Source organism: Paracoccus sp. PAMC 22219, from assembly GCF_000787695.1.
Classification (GTDB): Bacteria; Pseudomonadota; Alphaproteobacteria; order Rhodobacterales; family Rhodobacteraceae; genus Paracoccus.
Genome location: NZ_BBPH01000171.1, coordinates 1 through 16,610 on the forward strand (window position 1 = coordinate 1; position 16,610 = coordinate 16,610).

The following is a 16,610-nucleotide window of genomic DNA, read 5'->3' on the forward strand; positions in this document are numbered from 1 at the left end:
CGCGCCGAGGCCGCCCGCGACGCGGAAACCGCCGCCCGCGCCCGCATTGCCGAGGAGACCGACCAGACCCCCGATCAGCTGCGCGCCACCTTGGGCCAGATCGACGACACCGCCCCCGCCGACGCGCTGGAGGATCAGATCGCCCGCCTGCGCACCGCCCGCGACGCGCTTGGCGCCGTCAACCTGCGCGCCGACGAGGACAAGCGCGCGCTGGAGGAGGAACGCGACGCCCTGGCCGCGGAAAAGACCGACCTGGAGGAGGCGATCCGCAAGCTGCGCGCCGGCATCGGCAGCCTGAACCGCGAGGGGCGCGAACGCCTGCTGGCCGCGTTCGAGACGGTGAACGCCAATTTCGCGACGCTGTTCACGACGCTGTTCGGCGGCGGAGAGGCGCGGCTGGTCCTGGTCGAATCGGACGACCCGCTGGATGCGGGGCTGGAGATCATGTGCCAGCCTCCGGGCAAGCGCCTGTCGACGCTGTCGCTGCTGTCGGGGGGCGAACAGACGTTGACCGCGATGGCGCTGATATTCGCGGTGTTCCTGGCCAACCCTGCGCCCATCTGCGTGCTGGACGAGGTCGACGCGCCGCTGGACGACGCCAATGTCAGCCGCTTCTGCGACCTTCTGGACGAGATGACGCGCCGGACCGACACGCGCTTCCTGATCATCACCCACCATGCGGTGACGATGGGCCGGATGGACCGGCTGTTCGGCGTGACGATGGTCGAACAGGGCGTCAGCCAGCTGGTCAGCGTGGACCTGAAACGCGCCGAGGCTCTGGTCGCCTGACGCGACCCGCGTTAGGGTCCGGGCACAACCAAGCGAGGACCCCATGAGCGTCGAACAGACCCTGACCGACAAAGGCATCACCCTTCCCGCAGCGCCCATGCCGGCGGCGAACTATGTCCCCTTCGTGCAGAGCGGGAACCTTGTGTTCATCTCGGGGCAGATCAGCGCGGATGACAACGGCCTGATCATCGGCAAGCTGGGCGACACGACCAGCCTGGAGGACGGCACCGCCGCCGCCCGCCGCTGTGGACTGGCCTTGATCGCGCAGCTGAAGGCCGCGATCGGCAACCTGGACCGGGTGACGCGGGTGGTCAAGCTGACCGGCTTTGTCAATTCGACACCCGATTTCACGGATCAGCCCAAGGTCATCAACGGCTGTTCCGATCTGATGGTCGAGGTCTTCGGAGAGGCCGGGCGCCATGCCCGCGCCGCGGTGTCCGCGCCCTCGCTGCCGTTCGGCGTCGCGGTCGAGATCGAAGCCGTCTTCGAGGTCCGCTGATGCTGGACCCGCGTTTCCTGACGGTGCCCATCACCCATCGCGGGTTGCACAGCGCAGGCGTGCCGGAAAACAGCCTGGCCGCCGCCCGCGCGGCGATCGAGGCCGGATACGGTATCGAATGTGACATCCAGCCGGGCCCGAACGGCGAACCGCTGGTCTTTCACGACTATCAGCTGGAGCGTCTGACCGCGCGCGCGGGCTTTGTCGGGGCGCTGGACGGGGACGCGCTGGCGGGCCTGCGCCTGCTGGGCACGACCGAGGGCGTGCCGACACTGGCGCAGTTCCTGGACCTGATTGCCGGGCAGGTGCCCCTGCTGATCGAGATCAAGGACCAAGACGGCGCCTGCGGCCCCGGTGTCGGCACCCTGTCCACCCGCGTGGCCGAGGCGCTGCAGGGCTATGACGGTCCGGTGGCGGTGATGTCCTTCAACCCGCACATGATCGCGGCCTTTCGCGCCGCGGCCCCGGACGTGCCGGTGGGCCTGACCACCTGCGCCTTCCCCGAGGACGACTGGATGCAGGTTCCCCCCGGCCGCCGCGAGGAACTGGCCCAGATCCGCGACTTTGACGCGGTGGGGGCGTGTTTCGTGTCGCATGACAAGAACGACCTGGACAATCCGCGCGTCGATGCCCTGCGCGCGCAGGGCATTCCCGTGCTGACCTGGACGATCCGCAGCCAAGACGAGGAGGCCGCCGCCCGCCGCGTCGCGACGAACATCACCTTCGAAGGCTATCTGGCGGCGACCTGACGCCTCTTCGTTGCCCAAATACCCAAAGGGCGCCATCCTGCGGCGCCCCGCGACACCGGCGGGACCTGACAAGCCGCGCCCCGCACCCTATCTTCCGGGGCATGACCGACATGATGACCCTGACGACTCATCCCTCGATCGCCGCCATCGACCCACAGGTCTGGGACGGTCTGGGCGACGGCAATCCCTTCACCACGCACCGCTTCCTGTCCGCGCTGGAACAGTCGCGGTCTGTCGGCACCGGATCGGGCTGGCAGCCGCTGCACCTGACGCTGGAACGCGACGGTCAGATGGTGGCCGCGGCGCCGCTTTATGCGAAATCGCACAGCCAGGGCGAATACATCTTCGACCATGCCTGGGCGCAGGCCTATGTGCGGGCGGGCGGGCGGTATTACCCCAAGCTGCAATGCGCGGTGCCCTTTACCCCCGCCACCGGCGCCCGCCTGCTGGCCCGCGACGACGAGGCGCGGGCCGGTCTGCTGGCAGGGCTGATGCAGGTGGCCGAGCGGCTGGAGGTGTCGGGCGCGCATGTCACCTTCTGCACCGAACACGAGGCCGACCTGGGCGAGGCCGCGGGTTTCCTGCCGCGCGTGACGCAGCAGTATCACTGGCTGAACCGCGGCTATGGCAGCTATGATGATTTCCTGGGCGCGCTGTCCTCGCGCAAGCGCAAGGACCTGCGCAAGGAACGGGCCCGTGCGCAGGGGTTCGGCGGCACGATCCGCCACCTGTCCGGCGACGATCTGAAGCCGCATCACTGGGATGCCTTCTGGGAGTTCTATCAGGATACCGGCGCGCGGAAATGGGGCCAGCCCTATCTGACGCGGGCGTTCTTCGACCGCATCCAGGAGACGATGCGCGACGACATCCTGCTGGTGCTGGCGGAAATCGACGGCCAGCCGATCGCGGGGGCGCTGAATTTCCTGGGGCCGGATGCGGTCTATGGCCGCTACTGGGGTTGCGTGGCCGACCACGCGTTTTTGCATTTCGAGCTGTGCTATCACCAGCGATCGACCATGCGATCGCGCATGGACTGGGCCGGGTCGAGGCGGGGGCGCAGGGGGACCACAAGCTGGCCCGCGGATACGAGCCGGTGCCGATCCATTCGCTGCACTGGGTGCGCGATCCGGGCTTCTTGCGCGCGCTGGAAAACTATCTGGATCAGGAACGTGATGCGATGGGCGCCGAGATCGAGGCGCTGGCCGAGTTCACCCCGTTCCGAAAGGGCGAGCTGTCGCCGTGACCGGGCCTTTGCGTCCCGCGAGGCGCCGGGGGGCCAGCCCCCCGGACCCCCCGGTGTCGTGCTGTCGGTCCGGTGTCAGACCTTTTCCAGCAGCGCCTCTCCGGCGCTGACGGTGCAGGTGCCGGGGCTGTCCTCGACATCCATGGATTTCACCACGCCGTCCTCGACATAGGCCGCAAAGCGCTTGCAGCGGCCGAAGAAGCCGACGGGCGGGGCGGTGAAGTCCAGGCCCAGGGCCTTGGTCATGCTGCCGTCGGCATCGGCCAGAACCTCGATCCCGGCCTCGGTCGCGCCGGTCTGGTCGGCCCAGGCCTTGGTCACGAAGGGGTCGTTTACGGTGATGCAGACGATGCGCGACACGCCCTTGGCGCGGAACGCGTCGGCGCTGCGCACGAAGCTGGGCATGTGCGCGTTCGTGCAGGTGCCGGTGAAGGCGCCCGGCAGGCCGAACAGTGCGACCTTGCCCTGCATCAGATCGGCGGTGTCGACGGTCTCGGGGCCGGCCTCGCCCACGCGCAGCAATTGGCCCTGGGGCAGCTTGTCTCCGGCGGTGATGGTCATCGCATTCTCCTGAATTGCAACGGATTCGCGGCGACTATAGGGTGCCCCCGGCAAACAGACCAGAGAGGCGGCGGATGCGCATCGTGATCGTGGGAGGGGGGCAGGCGGCGGCCTCGATGGCCGCGCGGCTGCGGGCCAGGGGCCACGAGGGGCCGCTGACCGTGATCGGGAACGAGCCCGCCGCCCCCTATCAGCGCCCGCCCCTGTCCAAGGCCTATCTGCTGGGGCAGATGGGTCTGGACCGCCTGACGTTGCGCGCGCCCGAATGGTGGCGCGATCAGGGGATCGCGCTGCACCTGTCGGAGACGGCGCTGTCGATCGACGCGCACGGGCGGGTGCTGACGACCGACCGGGGCAGCTATCCCTATGACGCGCTGGCGCTGACGACCGGGGCGGCGCCGCGCCGCCTGCCGGCGGCAATGGGCGGCGACCTGCCCGGCACATATGTGATCCGCAGCCTGGCCGATGTCGACGCGCTGGCCCCGCAGATGCGCGAAGGCCGGCGTCTGGTGGTCATCGGCGGCGGCTATATCGGGTTGGAGGCGGCAGCGGTCGCACGCAAGCTGGGCCTGGAGGTCACGCTGATCGAGGCCGCGCCCCGCATCCTGGGCCGGGTCGCGGCGGCCGAAACGTCGGATATGATCCGCGCGCTGCACCGCGCGCATGGCGTCACGATTCTGGAGGGCACGGGGATCAGCCGCATCACCGGGGAGGAGCGCGCGACCGGCGTCGCGATGATCGACGGTCGGCAGATCGACGCGGATCTGGTGATCATGGGCATCGGCGTGCTGCCGGAGACCGGGCTGGCCGGCACGGCGGGGCTGGATCTGGACAACGGCATCGCGACCGACCAACACGGCCGCACGTCCGACCCGTCGGTCTGGGCCGCGGGTGATTGCGCCAGCACGCCCTGGCAGGGCGGGCGGCTGCGGTTGGAAAGCGTGGGCGGGGCGATCGACATGGCGGAATGCGTGGCGGACAATATGATGGGACTGGTGCGCGATTACGCGCCCAAGGCCTGGTTCTGGTCGGACCAGTTCGACGCCAAGCTGCAGATCGCGGGGCTGAACGCGGGGCACGATCAGGTCGTGAGGCGCGCGGGGCAGGGCGATCATGTCGCGTCGGTCTGGTATTACCGACAGGGGGCCCTGATCGCCGTCGATGCGCTGAACGATGCCCGCGCCTACATGATCGGCAAGCGGCTGATCGAGGGCGGGATCAGCCCCGATCCGGCGGTGATCCCCACCGTGCCTGACCTCAAGGCGCTTCTGGCATGACCGGGTTCTGTTCGCAGGCCGGCCCAGGGGGGTGCTGGGGGCAGGATGCCCCCAGCTGCCACCGCGGGACGCAATCATGAGGATCGTCGGCGGTACGCTGCGCGGCTTGAAGCTGACGGACCTGGGCGAGGGCGATCCGGCCGCGCATCTGCGTCCCACCACCGACCGCGTCCGCGAGGCGATCTTCAACCTGCTGATCAACGGCACGCACGGCAACCCTCTGCCGGGGGCGCGGGTGCTGGACCTCTTCGCAGGGACCGGTGCCTTGGGGCTGGAGGCCCTGTCGCGCGGCGCGTCCCATGCGACCTTGGTCGATGACGGTGCCCGGGCGCATGCCCTGATGCGCCAGAACGTCGCCAAGGCCCGTTCGCAGGCGGCGACGACCCTGCTACGCCGCGACGCGACCAAGCTGGGACTGCACGCGGGCCCCGCGTTCGACGTCGTCTTCCTGGATCCGCCCTATGGACAGGGCCGTGGAGAGGTCGCGCTGGCCTCTGCGCTGCAAGGCGGCTGGATCGGCGGCGGTGGCTGGATCATCTGGGAGGAATCGCGCCCACCCCTGCTGCCTGCGGCGGTGACGTTGCTGGATCGGCGCAGCTATGGTGACACCGTGGTGACGCTGGCGCGCGTTGCGGCTGCCGAGGGTGAGTAACAGCCTAAGTCTGACAGCAAAGGGCTGATCGCGGGCCGAGCTGCGATCATGCGACAAGAACGTTCCGGCAGTCACCGGCGGTGCACCTTAGTTGCACGACGCCATTTGGTTGCCTGGCGTATGATGCACCTGACGCCGCGGGGACCGTTCGGTGGCGCCGGGCCTGCCTTCGGCGGCCCGGCGCGTCAGTGCCGGCCGCCGCCCGCACACGTTGCGGAACGGGCGATGCTGCCCGCTGCCGCCTCTAGTGCGCCGGGGCCGTGCGGGATGTCGAGGGCGGTCAGCCCGGCCTCGATCGCGCCCAACGTGCCCATCAGGACACCCGCGTTTGTGTGGCCCATATGCGCGATCCGCAGCGCGCCCGACGGGTCGGGCGCGCCCAGGCCCACGCCAAGCGTCACCCCGCATTCGCGCGTGACCCAAGCCCGCAACGCGTCGGCGCCGGGCAGCGTCACCGCTGTCACCGAGCAGGAGCGGGCACCGGGATCGGCCACCGACAGGCGGATGCCGCCGCCGACCGACCAGGCGTCGACCGCAGCCCAGGTCGCGCGGGCCAGCCGATCGTGCCGCGTCCAAGTGGCTTCCAGCCCCTCTTCGTCCAGGATCATCGTCAGCGCCTCGGACAGGGCAAAGATCTGTTGGACCGGCGGCGTGCCGCCCCACCATCGCCACAGCGCGTCCGACCCGGCCCGCAGGTGCCAGTCCCACCACGGAGAGGTCAGCGACGTCCGGCCCCGCGCCGCCGCCTTGTCGGAAAACCATACGAAGACCGTGCCGGGCGGGCACATCAGGCCCTTCTGGCTGGCGGCGATCAGCACGTCGACGCCCCAATCGTCCATCCGCATCGGCGCGCAGCCAAGGGACGCGATCGCATCGACGACCAGCAGCGCCGGGTGATCGCCCATCGCGGCCCGGATCGCGCGGATATCGGCCAAGGTCGCGCTGGCGGTGTCGGTCTGACACACCATCACGGCGCGGATGCGGCCCTGCGGGTCTTGGGCCAGGCGCGCGGCCAGGCGTGCGGGATCAGGGGCCAGCGCGCCGAAATCCATCCGCTCGACCTGGACGCCCAGGCCCTCGGTCATCTCGGCCCAGGACCGACCGAAATGGCCGCTGGTCAGCACCAGCGCCAGATCGCCGGGGGCGAACATGTTGGCGGATGCGGCCTCCCACCCGGCATGGCCGTTGCCGATATAGGGGGCCAGATGCGCCCGCGTGCCCGCCAGCCGCTTCAGCTGGGCCATGACCTGCAGGTTCACCTGCGCCAGATCATCGCCATAGATGTCGGGCGAGGCCCGGTGAGCCGCGTTCAGCACGCGCGCCGGCACCGGAGAGGGGCCGGGAATTGCAATCAGGTCGGGTCCGGGGGCAAGGCTCATCGCAAGCGTTCCTTCACATCGTGCAAGATCGGTAGGGCCACACCCCGCCCGCGTCAACGGGGCGTGGCCTTGTGGCGCAAGGTCGGAAAGGGGTATGGCTGGGCGTGATCGAAAAGGGCGCCCGCGCCCGCGACCGAAAGGCCCGACAGACACGTGGACCCGCGCCAGGACAGCCCCTCCCGATTGATTGCCGCCGCGACGCGCGGCGCGACCGTGCCGCCCGCCCCGGATGCGTCCAAGGTGCCGGGCCTGCTGCGGCGGTTGTGGGACGACTATCTGCGGCCGCATCGGGGCAAGATGGCGATGGCCTTTTTCCTGATGACGCTGGAGGGATCGACCCTGGCGCTGATCAGCTGGATGCTGAAGCCGCTGTTCGACCTGGTCTTCATCGGCAAGCAGCCGGGCGCGATCTGGTGGGTGGGGGCCGCGATCTTTGGCATCTTCCTGTTGCGCGCGGTCACGCTGGTGGCCAGTCGCGCGTTGCTGACGACGATCTCTCTGGCGGTGTCGACGACCATGCAGACACAGCTGCTGGCGCATATCCTGACGCTGGACAGCCGCTTTTTCCGCGACAATTCGCCCGGCGCCATGATCGAGCGGATCCAGGGTGACACCATGGCCGTCCAGGGGGTCTGGGCGACGCTGATCACGGGAGCCACGCGCGACGCGATCAGCCTGGTGATGCTGTTCGGGGTGGCGCTGACCATCGACCCGATCTGGACCTTGGGGGCGCTGGTGGGGGCGCCGATCCTGATCATGCCCGCCGCGCTGGTGCAGAAATACATCCGCCGCAAGGTTCGCCAGAACCGCGTGAACGCGGGCCTGCGCGCCACCCGGCTGGACGAGGTGCTGCACGGCATCGCCTCGATCCGGCTGAACCGGGCCGAGGCCGACCAGACCGCCCGTTTCGCGGCCATCGTGGCCCGCATCCGGGCGTCCGAGACCAAGGTCGCCGCGACCTCCAGCGTGATCCCGGCGCTGACCGACGTGGTCACGGGCATCGGTTTCGTCGCGGTGCTGGCGTTGGGCGGCAACCAGGTGATGGACGGCGACCGCAGCGTCGGCGATTTCATGGCCTTCTTCACCGCGCTGGCGCTGGCATTCCAGCCGATGCGCCGCCTTGGCGGGATCGCGGGCGTCTGGCAGACCGCCGCCGCCAGCCTGGAACGCATCTATCACGTCTTCGACACGCGCCCGACCGTGGTGTCCGGCCCCCGCACCGCGCCCCCGGACACGACCCAGATCGTTCTGGACGACGTCTGGCTGTCCTATGACGGGCAGGTCGTCCTCCACGGGCTGTCCTTCACCGCCGAGGCCGGGCGCACCACCGCGCTGGTCGGCCCGTCGGGGGCGGGGAAATCGACGGTGTTCAATCTGCTGACGCGGATGGTCGACGCGGACCGGGGGCTGGTCACCTTGGGCGGCGCGCCGGTCAGCGACTACGATCTGGGCGTGCTGCGCGACCAGTATTCGACCGTGGCGCAGGAATCGGCGCTGTTCGACGAAAGCCTGCGCGACAACATCCTGATGGGGCGCCCCGATGCGTCGGACGCCGACCTGCAGGCCGCGTTGAAGGCCGCCAATGTCAGCAACTTCCTGGACGATCAGCGCACGCTGGACAGCCCCGTCGGCCCGCGCGGATCGGCCCTGTCGGGCGGTCAGCGCCAGCGCGTGGCGATCGCCCGCGCGCTGCTGCGCGACGCGCCCGTGCTGCTGCTGGACGAGGCGACCAGCGCGCTGGACACCGCCAGCGAACGGCTGGTCCAGGATGCGCTGGACCACCTGTCTGCGGGGCGCACCACGCTGGTCATCGCGCACCGCCTGTCGACGATCCGCAATGCCGACAAGATCGTGGTGATGGAATCGGGACGGGTTGTGGAACAGGGCAGCCATGACCAGTTGATGGCCAAGGGCGGCGCCTATGCCCGCCTTGTCGCGCTGCAATTCGGAGACCATGAATGACCCGCCAGATCATCCGCCTGACCGGCGAGGACCGCGTGCCCTTCCTGCAGGGGCTGGTGACCAACGATGTGGCCCGTGCCCCCGTCTGGGCCGCGATGCTGACGCCGCAGGGCAAGTACCTGGCCGATTTCCTGATCGTGCCCGATGGCGATGCGCTGCTGATCGACGTCGATGCGCGGCTGGCCGACGATCTGATCCGCCGCCTGTCGATGTACAAGCTGCGCAGCAAGGTCGTGCTGGAGGCGGTGGACATGCCCGTGGCCCGCGGCACCGGTCCCGCGCCGGACGGGGCCGTGGCCGACCCGCGCCACCCGGCGCTTGGCTGGCGTCATTATGGCGCGGCGGGCGATGACGGCACCGATTGGGACGCCATCCGCGTCGCGCATTGCATCCCCGAGACCCTGGTCGAGCTGACCCCGAACGACACCTATATCCTGGAGGCCGGGTTCGAACGCCTGCACGGCGTCGATTTCCGCAAGGGCTGCTATGTCGGGCAGGAGGTCACCGCGCGGATGAAGCACAAGACCGAACTGCGCAAGGGTCTGGCCGTGCTGCGCATCGACGGCGCGGTCCCCGCGGGCACCCCCATCACCGCCGACGGGCGCGAGGTGGGCACCGTGTTTACGCAGTCGGGCGGGCAGGCCATCGCCCATGTCCGCCACGACCGCGTGGCCCCCGACATGCAGGCCGGCGAGGCGCGGCTTTCCCCGCTGTGACCGACCCCGCGCCCGAGACGCGCAAGATCATCCATATCGACATGGATGCCTTCTTCGCCTCGGTCGAACAGCGCGATTTCCCGGAACTGCGCGGCAAGCCGGTGGCCGTGGGCGGATCGGCGGCCCGCGGCGTCGTGGCCGCCGCCAGCTATGAGGCGCGGGTGTTCGGGGTACGGTCGGCCATGCCCTCGGTGACGGCGGCGCGGCTGTGCCCGGACCTGATCTTCGTGCGCCACCGGTTCGACGTCTACAAACAGGTCAGCCAGCAGATCCGCGACATCTTCCTGGACTATACGCCCCTGGTCGAACCGCTGTCGCTGGACGAAGCCTATCTGGACGTGACCGACCACCTGGAGGGCCGCACCGCGACCAAGATCGCGGCCCAGATCCGCGCCCGCATCCGCGAGGCGACGGGGCTGACCGCCAGCGCGGGCGTCAGCTACAACAAGTTCCTGGCCAAGCTGGCATCGGACCAGAACAAGCCCGACGGGCTGTGCGTCATCACGCCGGACCGGGGGCCGGACTTTGTGCTGGCCCTGCCGGTGGGCAAGTTCCACGGCGTGGGCCCCGCCACGGCGGCCAAGATGCAGGCGATGGGCATCGCCACCGGGGCCGACCTGCATGCGCAGGACCTGGATTTCCTGCTGCGCCGGTTCGGCAAGGCAGGGCGCTACTATTGGAACATCGCGCGCGGCATCGACCACCGGCGCGTCAGCCCCAACCGCATCCGCAAGTCGGTGGGGGCCGAGAACACCTATTCCGTCGACATCATGGCGCTGGACGGCGCGCTGGAGGCGCTGGAGCCGTTGGCCGCCAAGGTCTGGGCCGCCGTCGCGCGCCACGACCTGCGCGGGCGGACCGTGACGCTGAAGGTCAAGTTCGCCGATTTCCAGCAGATCACGCGGGCGCGCAGCTTGGGCCACGCTGTGGCGTCACAGGTGGAACTGCTGTCCATCGCCCGCGACCTGGCGGCGGGCGTGCTGCCCGATCCGCGGGGCGCGCGGCTGCTGGGCGTGACCCTGTCGGGGTTCCAAGGCCCCGATGACGGTCCCGCCCAGCTGTCGCTGTTCGACTAGCGCCAGCGGACCCACCGGCCCGGACCCTGCGCCGCCAGGATCAGCAGGCCCCCGGCCACGGCCCAGTTCTTGACCACGATGGTGACCTGCCACGGGTCGGCGCGCAGCTGCCAGTGAAACCAGCTGGTCCCGATGCAATAGAGGGCCAGCAGCAGCGCCCAGGTCCGCACGCGCGGACCCAGCATCAAGCAGATCCCCGCGACCAGGTTGAAGGCCGCGACCGGCCAGACCAGTTGACCGGGCAGGCCCAGGCTTTCGATCATGCGGATCACCTGGGTCGGCTCTCCCACCTTCTGGACCGCGCCGCCGATGAACAGCATCGCGATCAGCAGGCGGCCGGTCAGGTTCAGGGCGTTGTTCATGCGCGGGTCGCGAACCAGTCTTCGGGAACCCACGCAAAGGCGTCGCCGCGCGATTCCACATGGCCGATGCCGGGGAAGGGCAGGTGCGTGCCCGCCACCGCGATCCGGTCGGCGGTGACCATCTGCAGCAGGTTGCGCCGGGTGGTGGCGGCCTGTCCTGCGTCGGTGTCGAAGGCCACGCCCGCATCCGGGTGCCGGAACTGCAGCGCGGCCAGCGCCGCGGCGTCGCCCAGAATGATCATCTGCGCGTCGCCATCCGACAGGCGCAGGCCGCTGTGGCCCGGCGTGTGGCCGGGCAGGGCCATCGTGGTGATGCCGCCGCCCAGGTCGGCCTCACCCGCAAAGGTCTGGATGCGGTCGCCATAGGCGTCGCGCACCCCGCGGGCCAGCGCGAAGAAGGGCTGGAAGTCGGCGGGCGCGGCGCTGGCCGTGGCCTCGTCGGTCCAGAAGGCCAGCTCGTCCTCGTTCACGTGCAGGGCGGCGTTGGCAAAGACCGCGCCCGCATCGCCCACCAGTCCGCCGGCATGGTCGGGATGCAGGTGCGTCATCACGATCCGGGTGATCTGGTCGGGCGTCACGCCCAACGCCGCCAGCGATGCCGCCAGATGCCCCGTGGTGGGCCCAAAGGCCGACCCGCCGCCCGCATCGACCAGCGTCAGCTGGTCGCCCTGGCGGATCAGGTGGACGCTGACCGGCACGCGGATCGGCTGTTCGGGGTCCAGATAGGCGGCACGCAGGGCCGCGCCATAGGCGGCGTCGTCCAGGTTGACGACCAGATCCTTGGCGAAATCGAAATGCCCGTCGGCGATGGTGGTGACGGTGGTCCCGCCAAGCGTGCGGGTGTGGACGGTCGGCACAAAGGCCGGGATTGCGGCGGCGGCGGGTTCCTGGGCGAAGACCAGGCCGCGGCCCAGAAAGGGCATCGCGACGGCGGCGCCCGCGGCGGTCAGCATCAGGTGGCGGCGGGACAGGACGGTCACGGGCATCTCCATCTTATGGGGTCTGCGCGATCATTCCCGCGAAGCCGCGTCCGGTACCACGCCCCTTGTTCGCGATCACGCAAAGGTGAGAACGCGACGCGCCGCAGGGGCCTGCGGGCGCGCGTGGTCGGGTCGGGGTATGGATCAGGCGCGTTCGCTGTATTCGAACATCTCGGTGTTGACGACGATCGCCTCGCCCTCGCCCACGAAGGGCGGGATCATGATGCGCACGCCGTTGTCCAGGATCGCCGGCTTGTAGCTGTTGGCGGCCGTCTGGCCCTTCACGACCGGCTCTGTCTCGGCGACGGTGCAGGTGACCTTTTGCGGGATCGAGACCGACAGAGCCTCCTCGCCATAGTATTCGATGGTGGCGGTCATGCCGTCCTGCAGGAAGGGGCGGCGGTCGCCCAGAAGGTCGGCGTCCAGCTCGGTCTGCTCGAACGTCTCGCTGTCCATGAAGACCAGCTTGCCGTCGGATTCGTACAGGAACTGCTGGTCCTTCTGGTCCAGGCGGACGCGCTCGACCTTGTCCTCCGAGCGGAACCGCTCGTTCAGCTTGCGGCCGTCGCGCAGGTTCTTCAGCTCGACCTGGGCAAAGGCGCCGCCCTTGCCGGGCTTGACGTGGTTGACCTTGACGGCGCCCCACAGGCCCCCGTCATGTTCCAGGATGTTGCCGGGGCGGATTTCATTGCCGTTGATCTTGGGCATGGGATGGGTCTCGTGCGTTTGCGGAAATTTCGGGCCGTCCTGGCAATGCCAGCCGTTGAACGACAATCTTGGCCCCCTATATCGAGGGCTGCGGCATCAGGCAACCAGATCGGAACTGCGGCGTTGTCAAGGTGCCAACAGGGCTATCGCCACGTCAGTGTCGCCATGGGGTTACGATTTTCCCCGCAATTTGCGCGGCATGCAGTAAGGACATGGCAGACATGCGAGTGAAGGGATACCGAATCGGCGGGCCGAAAGGCTAAGGCAGCAGGCACCGTCAGAGAAACGGATTCAAGAAACAGGGGAAACGTCAAGTTTTCCCCACATGGCCCTGTTACCCGAACGGGGCCGCAAGAGAATGGACGAAAACAAGATGCGCGATTTTGTCGACGGCTCGGCCTTCAATTTCGAACAAGGCCAGCGTGCCCGCAAGCTGTTTGCAGCCGTGGTGCTGGCGGCCTTGGATGATGCCATTGCGGATGACAAGAAATATGGAAACGGCCCCGAGCAGATCGCCCGGTGGGCGCGGTCGCGCGATGGCCGCGAGGTGCTGTCCTGCGCCGGGATCGACCCGAACGAGCGAGTGGTCAAGGGCCTGATGGAATTCGTCTCCAAGGGCGTGCGCACCTCTGTCGCGCTGTCGCGCGAGGAGAGCGAGCGTCGCATGGCCGCCGAGGCCGAGGAAGCCGAAGCCGCCTGAAGCCTGCGCGCATCGACGATCAGGGCCGCCCCGTTCGGGCGGCCTCTTTTGTTACAGCCGCGTCACCACGCGCTGCGAATAGAAATGGCGCACGTCGGCTGCGTTGCACAGTTCGGTCGCGGGGGTCATGACGGCGGCCGACGCAGCGGCGGCACCAAGGGCCAGCGCCTCGTGCATGGGCCAGTCGCGCGCGGCGGCCAAGACGAAACCCGCGACAAAGCTGTCGCCCGCGCCCACGGCACTGACCACGCGCACCGGCGCGGCCTCGGCGTGCCAGGCGCCGTCGGGGCCGGCGATGACCGATCCGTCCGCGCCCCGCGCCACGATCACCGATTTCGCAGCACCGTTGCGCACCAGGCCCGCCGCGAAATCGGCGCTGTCGCTGCGCAGGGGCAGGGGGCGGCCCGCCAGCCCTCGGCCTCGTGGCTGTCCATGCGCAGCACGTCGACGGGGATCGACGATCCCGCCAGCGCCCGCAACGCGTCGCCGGACGTGTCGACCAGTAGCCGCGCCCGCCCGTCCTTGAGCCTGACGGTCAGCATCTGTTCGAACCCCGGCGCGATGCCGGGCGGGTTCGACCCCGACACGACCACCCAGCCCCCGGCCAGCGCGGCCTCGGCGATGGCGGCGATGGTGCTGGCCAGCTGGGTCATGTGCCATTCCGGTCCGGGCATCACAAAGCGGTACTGGCCGCCCGTCGTGCGGTCGGTGACGGCCAGCGACTGGCGGGTTTCCCCAGGCGCGGTCAGGCGCAGCACCTTGAGCCCCGCCGATTTCAGCATGTCCGCCATGCGCTGTCCGGTGGCGCCGCCCAGGGCCACCATCGCGGTGGACTGGCCGCCGATAAGCTTGATCGCCCTGCTGACATTGATGCCGCCGCCGCCCGGATCGACGACCGGCTTGTCGCAGCGCAGCTTGAGGTCGGGCACGACGCTGTCGGCGGCGGTCGACAGGTCCAGCGCCGGGTTCAGCGTGACGGTCAGGATCGGGGCCTGACCGCTCATCTCATTCCCACCACTGGTCGATGGTGGCGATGTCGTCGTCGGACCAGCCGAAATGATGCGCCATCTCGTGCGTGACGATGTGCACGACCAGGTCGCCCAGGGACACGTCGCCGCGCGACGCCCATTCGTCCATGATCGGGCGGCGGTACAGCCAGATGATGTCCGGCCCGCCCGGCTGGTCGCTGATCGATTTTTCGGTCACCGGAATGCCGTCATAGATGCCGGTCAGGTCGAACGGGTCGTCGATCTGCAATTCGTCCAGCACGTCCTCGGGGGCGAATTCGGCGACGCGGATGGCGACCTGGGCCGCGGCTTCGCGGAATTCGGGGGGCAGGGTGGTCATGGCGTGCCGGGCCATGGCCTCGATCTCGGCCGCGTCGGGGGCCGTGCGGCCGTTCCAGTCACTCATTCCAGCGCCTCCTGCATGGTCCCCCCGATATGGACAAAAATGCCCGGCTGTGAAAGAGCAACAGCAACAGGAGACGCCCCATGACCATCACCCGTTTCGCGCCCTCGCCCACCGGCCACATCCACGTCGGCAACCTGCGCACCGCGCTGTTCAACTATCTGATCGCCCGCAAGGCCGGCGGCACCTTCATCCTGCGCCTGGACGACACCGACCAGGAACGCAGCAAGCAGGAATATGTCGACGGCATCCAGCGCGACCTGGAATGGCTGGGCCTGCACTGGGACCGGGTGGAGCGTCAGTCGCTGCGCATGGACCGCTATCGCGCCGAGGCCGATGCGCTGCGCGCGTCGGGTCGCCTGTATGAGGTCTTCGAGACCCCGGTCGAACTGGACCTGAAGCGCAAGAAGCTTTTGAACATGGGCAAGCCGCCGGTCTATGACCGCACCGGCCTGTCGCTGTCGGATGCCGACAAGGATCGCCTGCGGGCCGAGGGGCGCGAGGGATACTGGCGCTTCCTGCTCGACCAGAACCGGATCGAATGGACCGACGGTATCCTGGGCGACATCTCGATCGACGCGGCGTCGGTCAGCGACCCGGTGCTGATCCGCGCCGACGGTCAGGTGCTCTACACCTTTGCCAGCAGCGTGGACGACACCGACATGGGCGTGACCCATATCGTGCGCGGGTCCGACCACGTGACCAACACCGCGACCCAGATCCAGATCATCCAGGCCATCGGCGGCACGCCCCCCGCCTTCGCCCATCACAGCCTTCTGACCGGCGCCAAGGGCGAGGAGCTGTCCAAGCGCATCGGCGCGCTGTCGCTCAAGGACCTGCGCGAGGCGGGCGTCGCCCCCGAGGCGCTGATCGCGCTGATGGCGCGGTTGGGATCGGGCGTGCCGGTCGCACTGGCATCGCTGGACGATCTGGCGCAGGCGTTCGATCTGGGCCAGTTCGGCGCGTCGCCCACCAAGTTCGATGCCGAGGATCTGTGGCCGCTGACCCGCGAACGCAACCAGGCGCTGCCCCTTGCCGCCGTCGCCGACCGCATCGCGGCCTTGGGCGTGCCTGACGATCAGGCCGAACGGTTCTGGCGCGTGGCCTCGCAGAACATCACCCGCCTGGACGATCTGGCCGACTGGTGGCGCATCTTCAGCGAAGGCGCCGAGCCGCAGATCGACCCCGAGGATGCCGCGTTCATCGCCCAGGCCATGACCCTGTTGCCTGCGGGTCCGTTCACCGACGCGACCTGGGGCGAATGGACGACCGCGGTCAAGGAGGCCACCGGCCGCAAGGGCAAGGGCCTGTTCATGCCGCTGCGCAAGGCCGTCACCGGCCAGGCCCACGGCCCCGACATGTCCGACGTCATGCCCCTGCTGCAGGTCGTCAAGGCGCGTTCCTGAACCCACCGACAATGTATGCGGGCGCATCCGGGACAATCCGGTTTGCGCCCGCGTAACATCAGGCATGATTGGCGGAATGCCGACATGTTTTCTAGGGTTGAATAGGAATTATATATTCAACCTGAGCGTGTATTCAAAATC

Annotated in this window: 17 protein-coding genes and 2 pseudogenes; 11 read left to right on the forward strand and 8 right to left on the reverse strand. The window is 68.9% G+C overall.

What is annotated here, in order from left to right:
* The 4 genes and pseudogenes from TY51_RS16815 to TY51_RS16830 all read left to right on the forward strand — a co-directional run.
* Window positions 1-789, forward strand: a pseudogene (locus TY51_RS16815) (chromosome segregation protein SMC); the annotation flags it as partial.
* 43 nt (window positions 790-832) lie between these two features.
* Entirely contained in the window at window positions 833-1,288 is a 456-nt protein-coding gene (locus TY51_RS16820) for a RidA family protein (RefSeq protein WP_042251675.1), read from the forward strand.
* On the forward strand, window positions 1,288-2,037 hold the full coding sequence (locus TY51_RS16825) for a glycerophosphodiester phosphodiesterase family protein (RefSeq protein ID WP_042251678.1): 750 nt from the start codon (window positions 1,288-1,290) through the stop codon (window positions 2,035-2,037). Before TY51_RS16820 ends, TY51_RS16825 begins: the two co-directional genes overlap by 1 nt.
* Before the next feature lie 113 nt (window positions 2,038-2,150).
* Window positions 2,151-3,202: pseudogene (locus TY51_RS16830) on the forward strand (GNAT family N-acetyltransferase); the annotation flags it as partial.
* A gap of 153 nt (window positions 3,203-3,355) precedes the next feature.
* Here TY51_RS16830 and TY51_RS16835 read toward each other — a convergent pair.
* Window positions 3,356-3,841 (reverse strand): peroxiredoxin, encoded by a 486-nt coding sequence (locus TY51_RS16835; protein ID WP_042251681.1) that lies wholly within the window; start codon window positions 3,839-3,841, stop codon window positions 3,356-3,358.
* Window positions 3,842-3,915: 74 nt separating this feature from the next.
* Between TY51_RS16835 and TY51_RS16840 the strand changes: the two genes are divergently transcribed.
* Together TY51_RS16840 and rsmD are read left to right on the forward strand one after the other, a co-directional pair.
* Window positions 3,916-5,118, forward strand: coding sequence for an NAD(P)/FAD-dependent oxidoreductase (locus tag TY51_RS16840; protein ID WP_042251684.1), 1,203 nt, complete (start codon window positions 3,916-3,918; stop codon window positions 5,116-5,118).
* 76 nt (window positions 5,119-5,194) lie between these two features.
* The gene (gene rsmD, locus TY51_RS16845) at window positions 5,195-5,770 is read left to right on the forward strand and encodes a 16S rRNA (guanine(966)-N(2))-methyltransferase RsmD (protein ID WP_042251687.1); all 576 of its coding nucleotides are present in this window, start codon (window positions 5,195-5,197) and stop codon (window positions 5,768-5,770) included.
* Between the two features lie 185 nt (window positions 5,771-5,955).
* On the opposite strand, the gene TY51_RS16850 is transcribed toward rsmD, so the two are convergent.
* Window positions 5,956-7,149: an alanine--glyoxylate aminotransferase family protein gene (locus tag TY51_RS16850; RefSeq protein WP_042251690.1), complete on the reverse strand. Its 1,194-nt coding sequence runs from the start codon at window positions 7,147-7,149 to the stop codon at window positions 5,956-5,958.
* A 297-nt stretch (window positions 7,150-7,446) separates the two neighbouring features.
* On the opposite strand from TY51_RS16850, the gene TY51_RS16855 reads away from it, so the two are divergent.
* Genes TY51_RS16855 through dinB form a run of 3 tightly spaced genes read left to right on the forward strand, consistent with a single transcriptional unit; the run spans window position 7,447 to window position 10,903 of the window.
* Window positions 7,447-9,111 (forward strand): ABC transporter ATP-binding protein, encoded by a 1,665-nt coding sequence (locus tag TY51_RS16855; RefSeq protein WP_081995195.1) that lies wholly within the window; start codon window positions 7,447-7,449, stop codon window positions 9,109-9,111.
* A complete protein-coding gene (locus TY51_RS16860) occupies window positions 9,108-9,827 on the forward strand; it encodes a folate-binding protein YgfZ (protein ID WP_042251693.1) in 720 nt (239 codons plus the stop codon). Before TY51_RS16855 ends, TY51_RS16860 begins: the two co-directional genes overlap by 4 nt.
* The gene (gene dinB, locus TY51_RS16865; protein ID WP_042251695.1) at window positions 9,824-10,903 is read left to right on the forward strand and encodes a DNA polymerase IV; all 1,080 of its coding nucleotides are present in this window, start codon (window positions 9,824-9,826) and stop codon (window positions 10,901-10,903) included. The genes TY51_RS16860 and dinB overlap by 4 nt, the downstream gene beginning before the upstream one ends.
* On the opposite strand, the gene TY51_RS16870 is transcribed toward dinB, so the two are convergent.
* The 3 genes from TY51_RS16870 to efp form a co-directional block, all read right to left on the reverse strand.
* Window positions 10,900-11,265 (reverse strand): DoxX family protein, encoded by a 366-nt coding sequence (locus TY51_RS16870; protein ID WP_042251698.1) that lies wholly within the window; start codon window positions 11,263-11,265, stop codon window positions 10,900-10,902. The two genes, dinB and TY51_RS16870, sit on opposite strands and share 4 nt — an antisense overlap.
* Entirely contained in the window at window positions 11,262-12,245 is a 984-nt protein-coding gene (locus tag TY51_RS16875) for an MBL fold metallo-hydrolase (RefSeq protein WP_231559116.1), read from the reverse strand. Before TY51_RS16875 ends, TY51_RS16870 begins: the two co-directional genes overlap by 4 nt.
* A gap of 144 nt (window positions 12,246-12,389) precedes the next feature.
* Entirely contained in the window at window positions 12,390-12,953 is a 564-nt protein-coding gene (efp, locus tag TY51_RS16880; RefSeq protein WP_042251708.1) for an elongation factor P, read from the reverse strand.
* A gap of 373 nt (window positions 12,954-13,326) precedes the next feature.
* Between efp and TY51_RS16885 the strand changes: the two genes are divergently transcribed.
* Window positions 13,327-13,653 carry a DUF6280 family protein gene (locus tag TY51_RS16885; RefSeq protein WP_042251710.1) on the forward strand — a complete coding sequence of 109 codons (327 nt, stop codon included), beginning with the start codon at window positions 13,327-13,329 and terminating at the stop codon, window positions 13,651-13,653.
* Between the two features lie 51 nt (window positions 13,654-13,704).
* Here TY51_RS16885 and TY51_RS24640 read toward each other — a convergent pair whose 3' ends face one another.
* Genes TY51_RS24640 through TY51_RS16895 form a run of 3 tightly spaced genes read right to left on the reverse strand, consistent with a single transcriptional unit; the run spans window position 13,705 to window position 15,066 of the window.
* Window positions 13,705-14,007, reverse strand: a complete 303-nt coding sequence (locus TY51_RS24640) for a PfkB family carbohydrate kinase (protein ID WP_373960731.1) — start codon at window positions 14,005-14,007, stop codon at window positions 13,705-13,707.
* Window positions 13,980-14,657 carry a 1-phosphofructokinase family hexose kinase gene (locus tag TY51_RS16890; protein WP_373960732.1) on the reverse strand — a complete coding sequence of 226 codons (678 nt, stop codon included), beginning with the start codon at window positions 14,655-14,657 and terminating at the stop codon, window positions 13,980-13,982. The genes TY51_RS24640 and TY51_RS16890 overlap by 28 nt, the downstream gene beginning before the upstream one ends.
* Before the next feature lies 1 nt (window position 14,658).
* The gene (locus TY51_RS16895) at window positions 14,659-15,066 is read right to left on the reverse strand and encodes a metallopeptidase family protein (RefSeq protein ID WP_042251699.1); all 408 of its coding nucleotides are present in this window, start codon (window positions 15,064-15,066) and stop codon (window positions 14,659-14,661) included.
* 80 nt (window positions 15,067-15,146) lie between these two features.
* On the opposite strand from TY51_RS16895, the gene gltX reads away from it, so the two are divergent.
* The gene (gene gltX, locus TY51_RS16900; protein ID WP_042251701.1) at window positions 15,147-16,469 is read left to right on the forward strand and encodes a glutamate--tRNA ligase; all 1,323 of its coding nucleotides are present in this window, start codon (window positions 15,147-15,149) and stop codon (window positions 16,467-16,469) included.
* Window positions 16,470-16,610 lie beyond the last annotated feature (141 nt).

Bases quoted from the DNA above. Each gene is read 5' to 3' on its own strand.
- TY51_RS16850 (WP_042251690.1), bottom strand. From the start codon at position 7,149: ATGAGCCTTGCCCCCGGACCCGACCTGATTGCAATTCCCGGCCCCTCT.
- gltX (WP_042251701.1), top strand. From the start codon at position 15,147: ATGACCATCACCCGTTTCGCGCCCTCGCCCACCGGCCACATCCACGTC.
- TY51_RS16820 (WP_042251675.1), top strand. From the start codon at position 833: ATGAGCGTCGAACAGACCCTGACCGACAAAGGCATCACCCTTCCCGCA.
- TY51_RS16855 (WP_081995195.1), top strand. From the start codon at position 7,447: ATGGCGATGGCCTTTTTCCTGATGACGCTGGAGGGATCGACCCTGGCG.
- TY51_RS16890 (WP_373960732.1), bottom strand. From the start codon at position 14,657: ATGAGCGGTCAGGCCCCGATCCTGACCGTCACGCTGAACCCGGCGCTG.
- TY51_RS16825 (WP_042251678.1), top strand. From the start codon at position 1,288: ATGCTGGACCCGCGTTTCCTGACGGTGCCCATCACCCATCGCGGGTTG.
- TY51_RS16895 (WP_042251699.1), bottom strand. From the start codon at position 15,066: ATGAGTGACTGGAACGGCCGCACGGCCCCCGACGCGGCCGAGATCGAG.
- TY51_RS16870 (WP_042251698.1), bottom strand. From the start codon at position 11,265: ATGAACAACGCCCTGAACCTGACCGGCCGCCTGCTGATCGCGATGCTG.
- TY51_RS16840 (WP_042251684.1), top strand. From the start codon at position 3,916: ATGCGCATCGTGATCGTGGGAGGGGGGCAGGCGGCGGCCTCGATGGCC.
- TY51_RS16885 (WP_042251710.1), top strand. From the start codon at position 13,327: ATGCGCGATTTTGTCGACGGCTCGGCCTTCAATTTCGAACAAGGCCAG.
- TY51_RS16835 (WP_042251681.1), bottom strand. From the start codon at position 3,841: ATGACCATCACCGCCGGAGACAAGCTGCCCCAGGGCCAATTGCTGCGC.
- efp (WP_042251708.1), bottom strand. From the start codon at position 12,953: ATGCCCAAGATCAACGGCAATGAAATCCGCCCCGGCAACATCCTGGAA.
- rsmD (WP_042251687.1), top strand. From the start codon at position 5,195: ATGAGGATCGTCGGCGGTACGCTGCGCGGCTTGAAGCTGACGGACCTG.
- TY51_RS16860 (WP_042251693.1), top strand. From the start codon at position 9,108: ATGACCCGCCAGATCATCCGCCTGACCGGCGAGGACCGCGTGCCCTTC.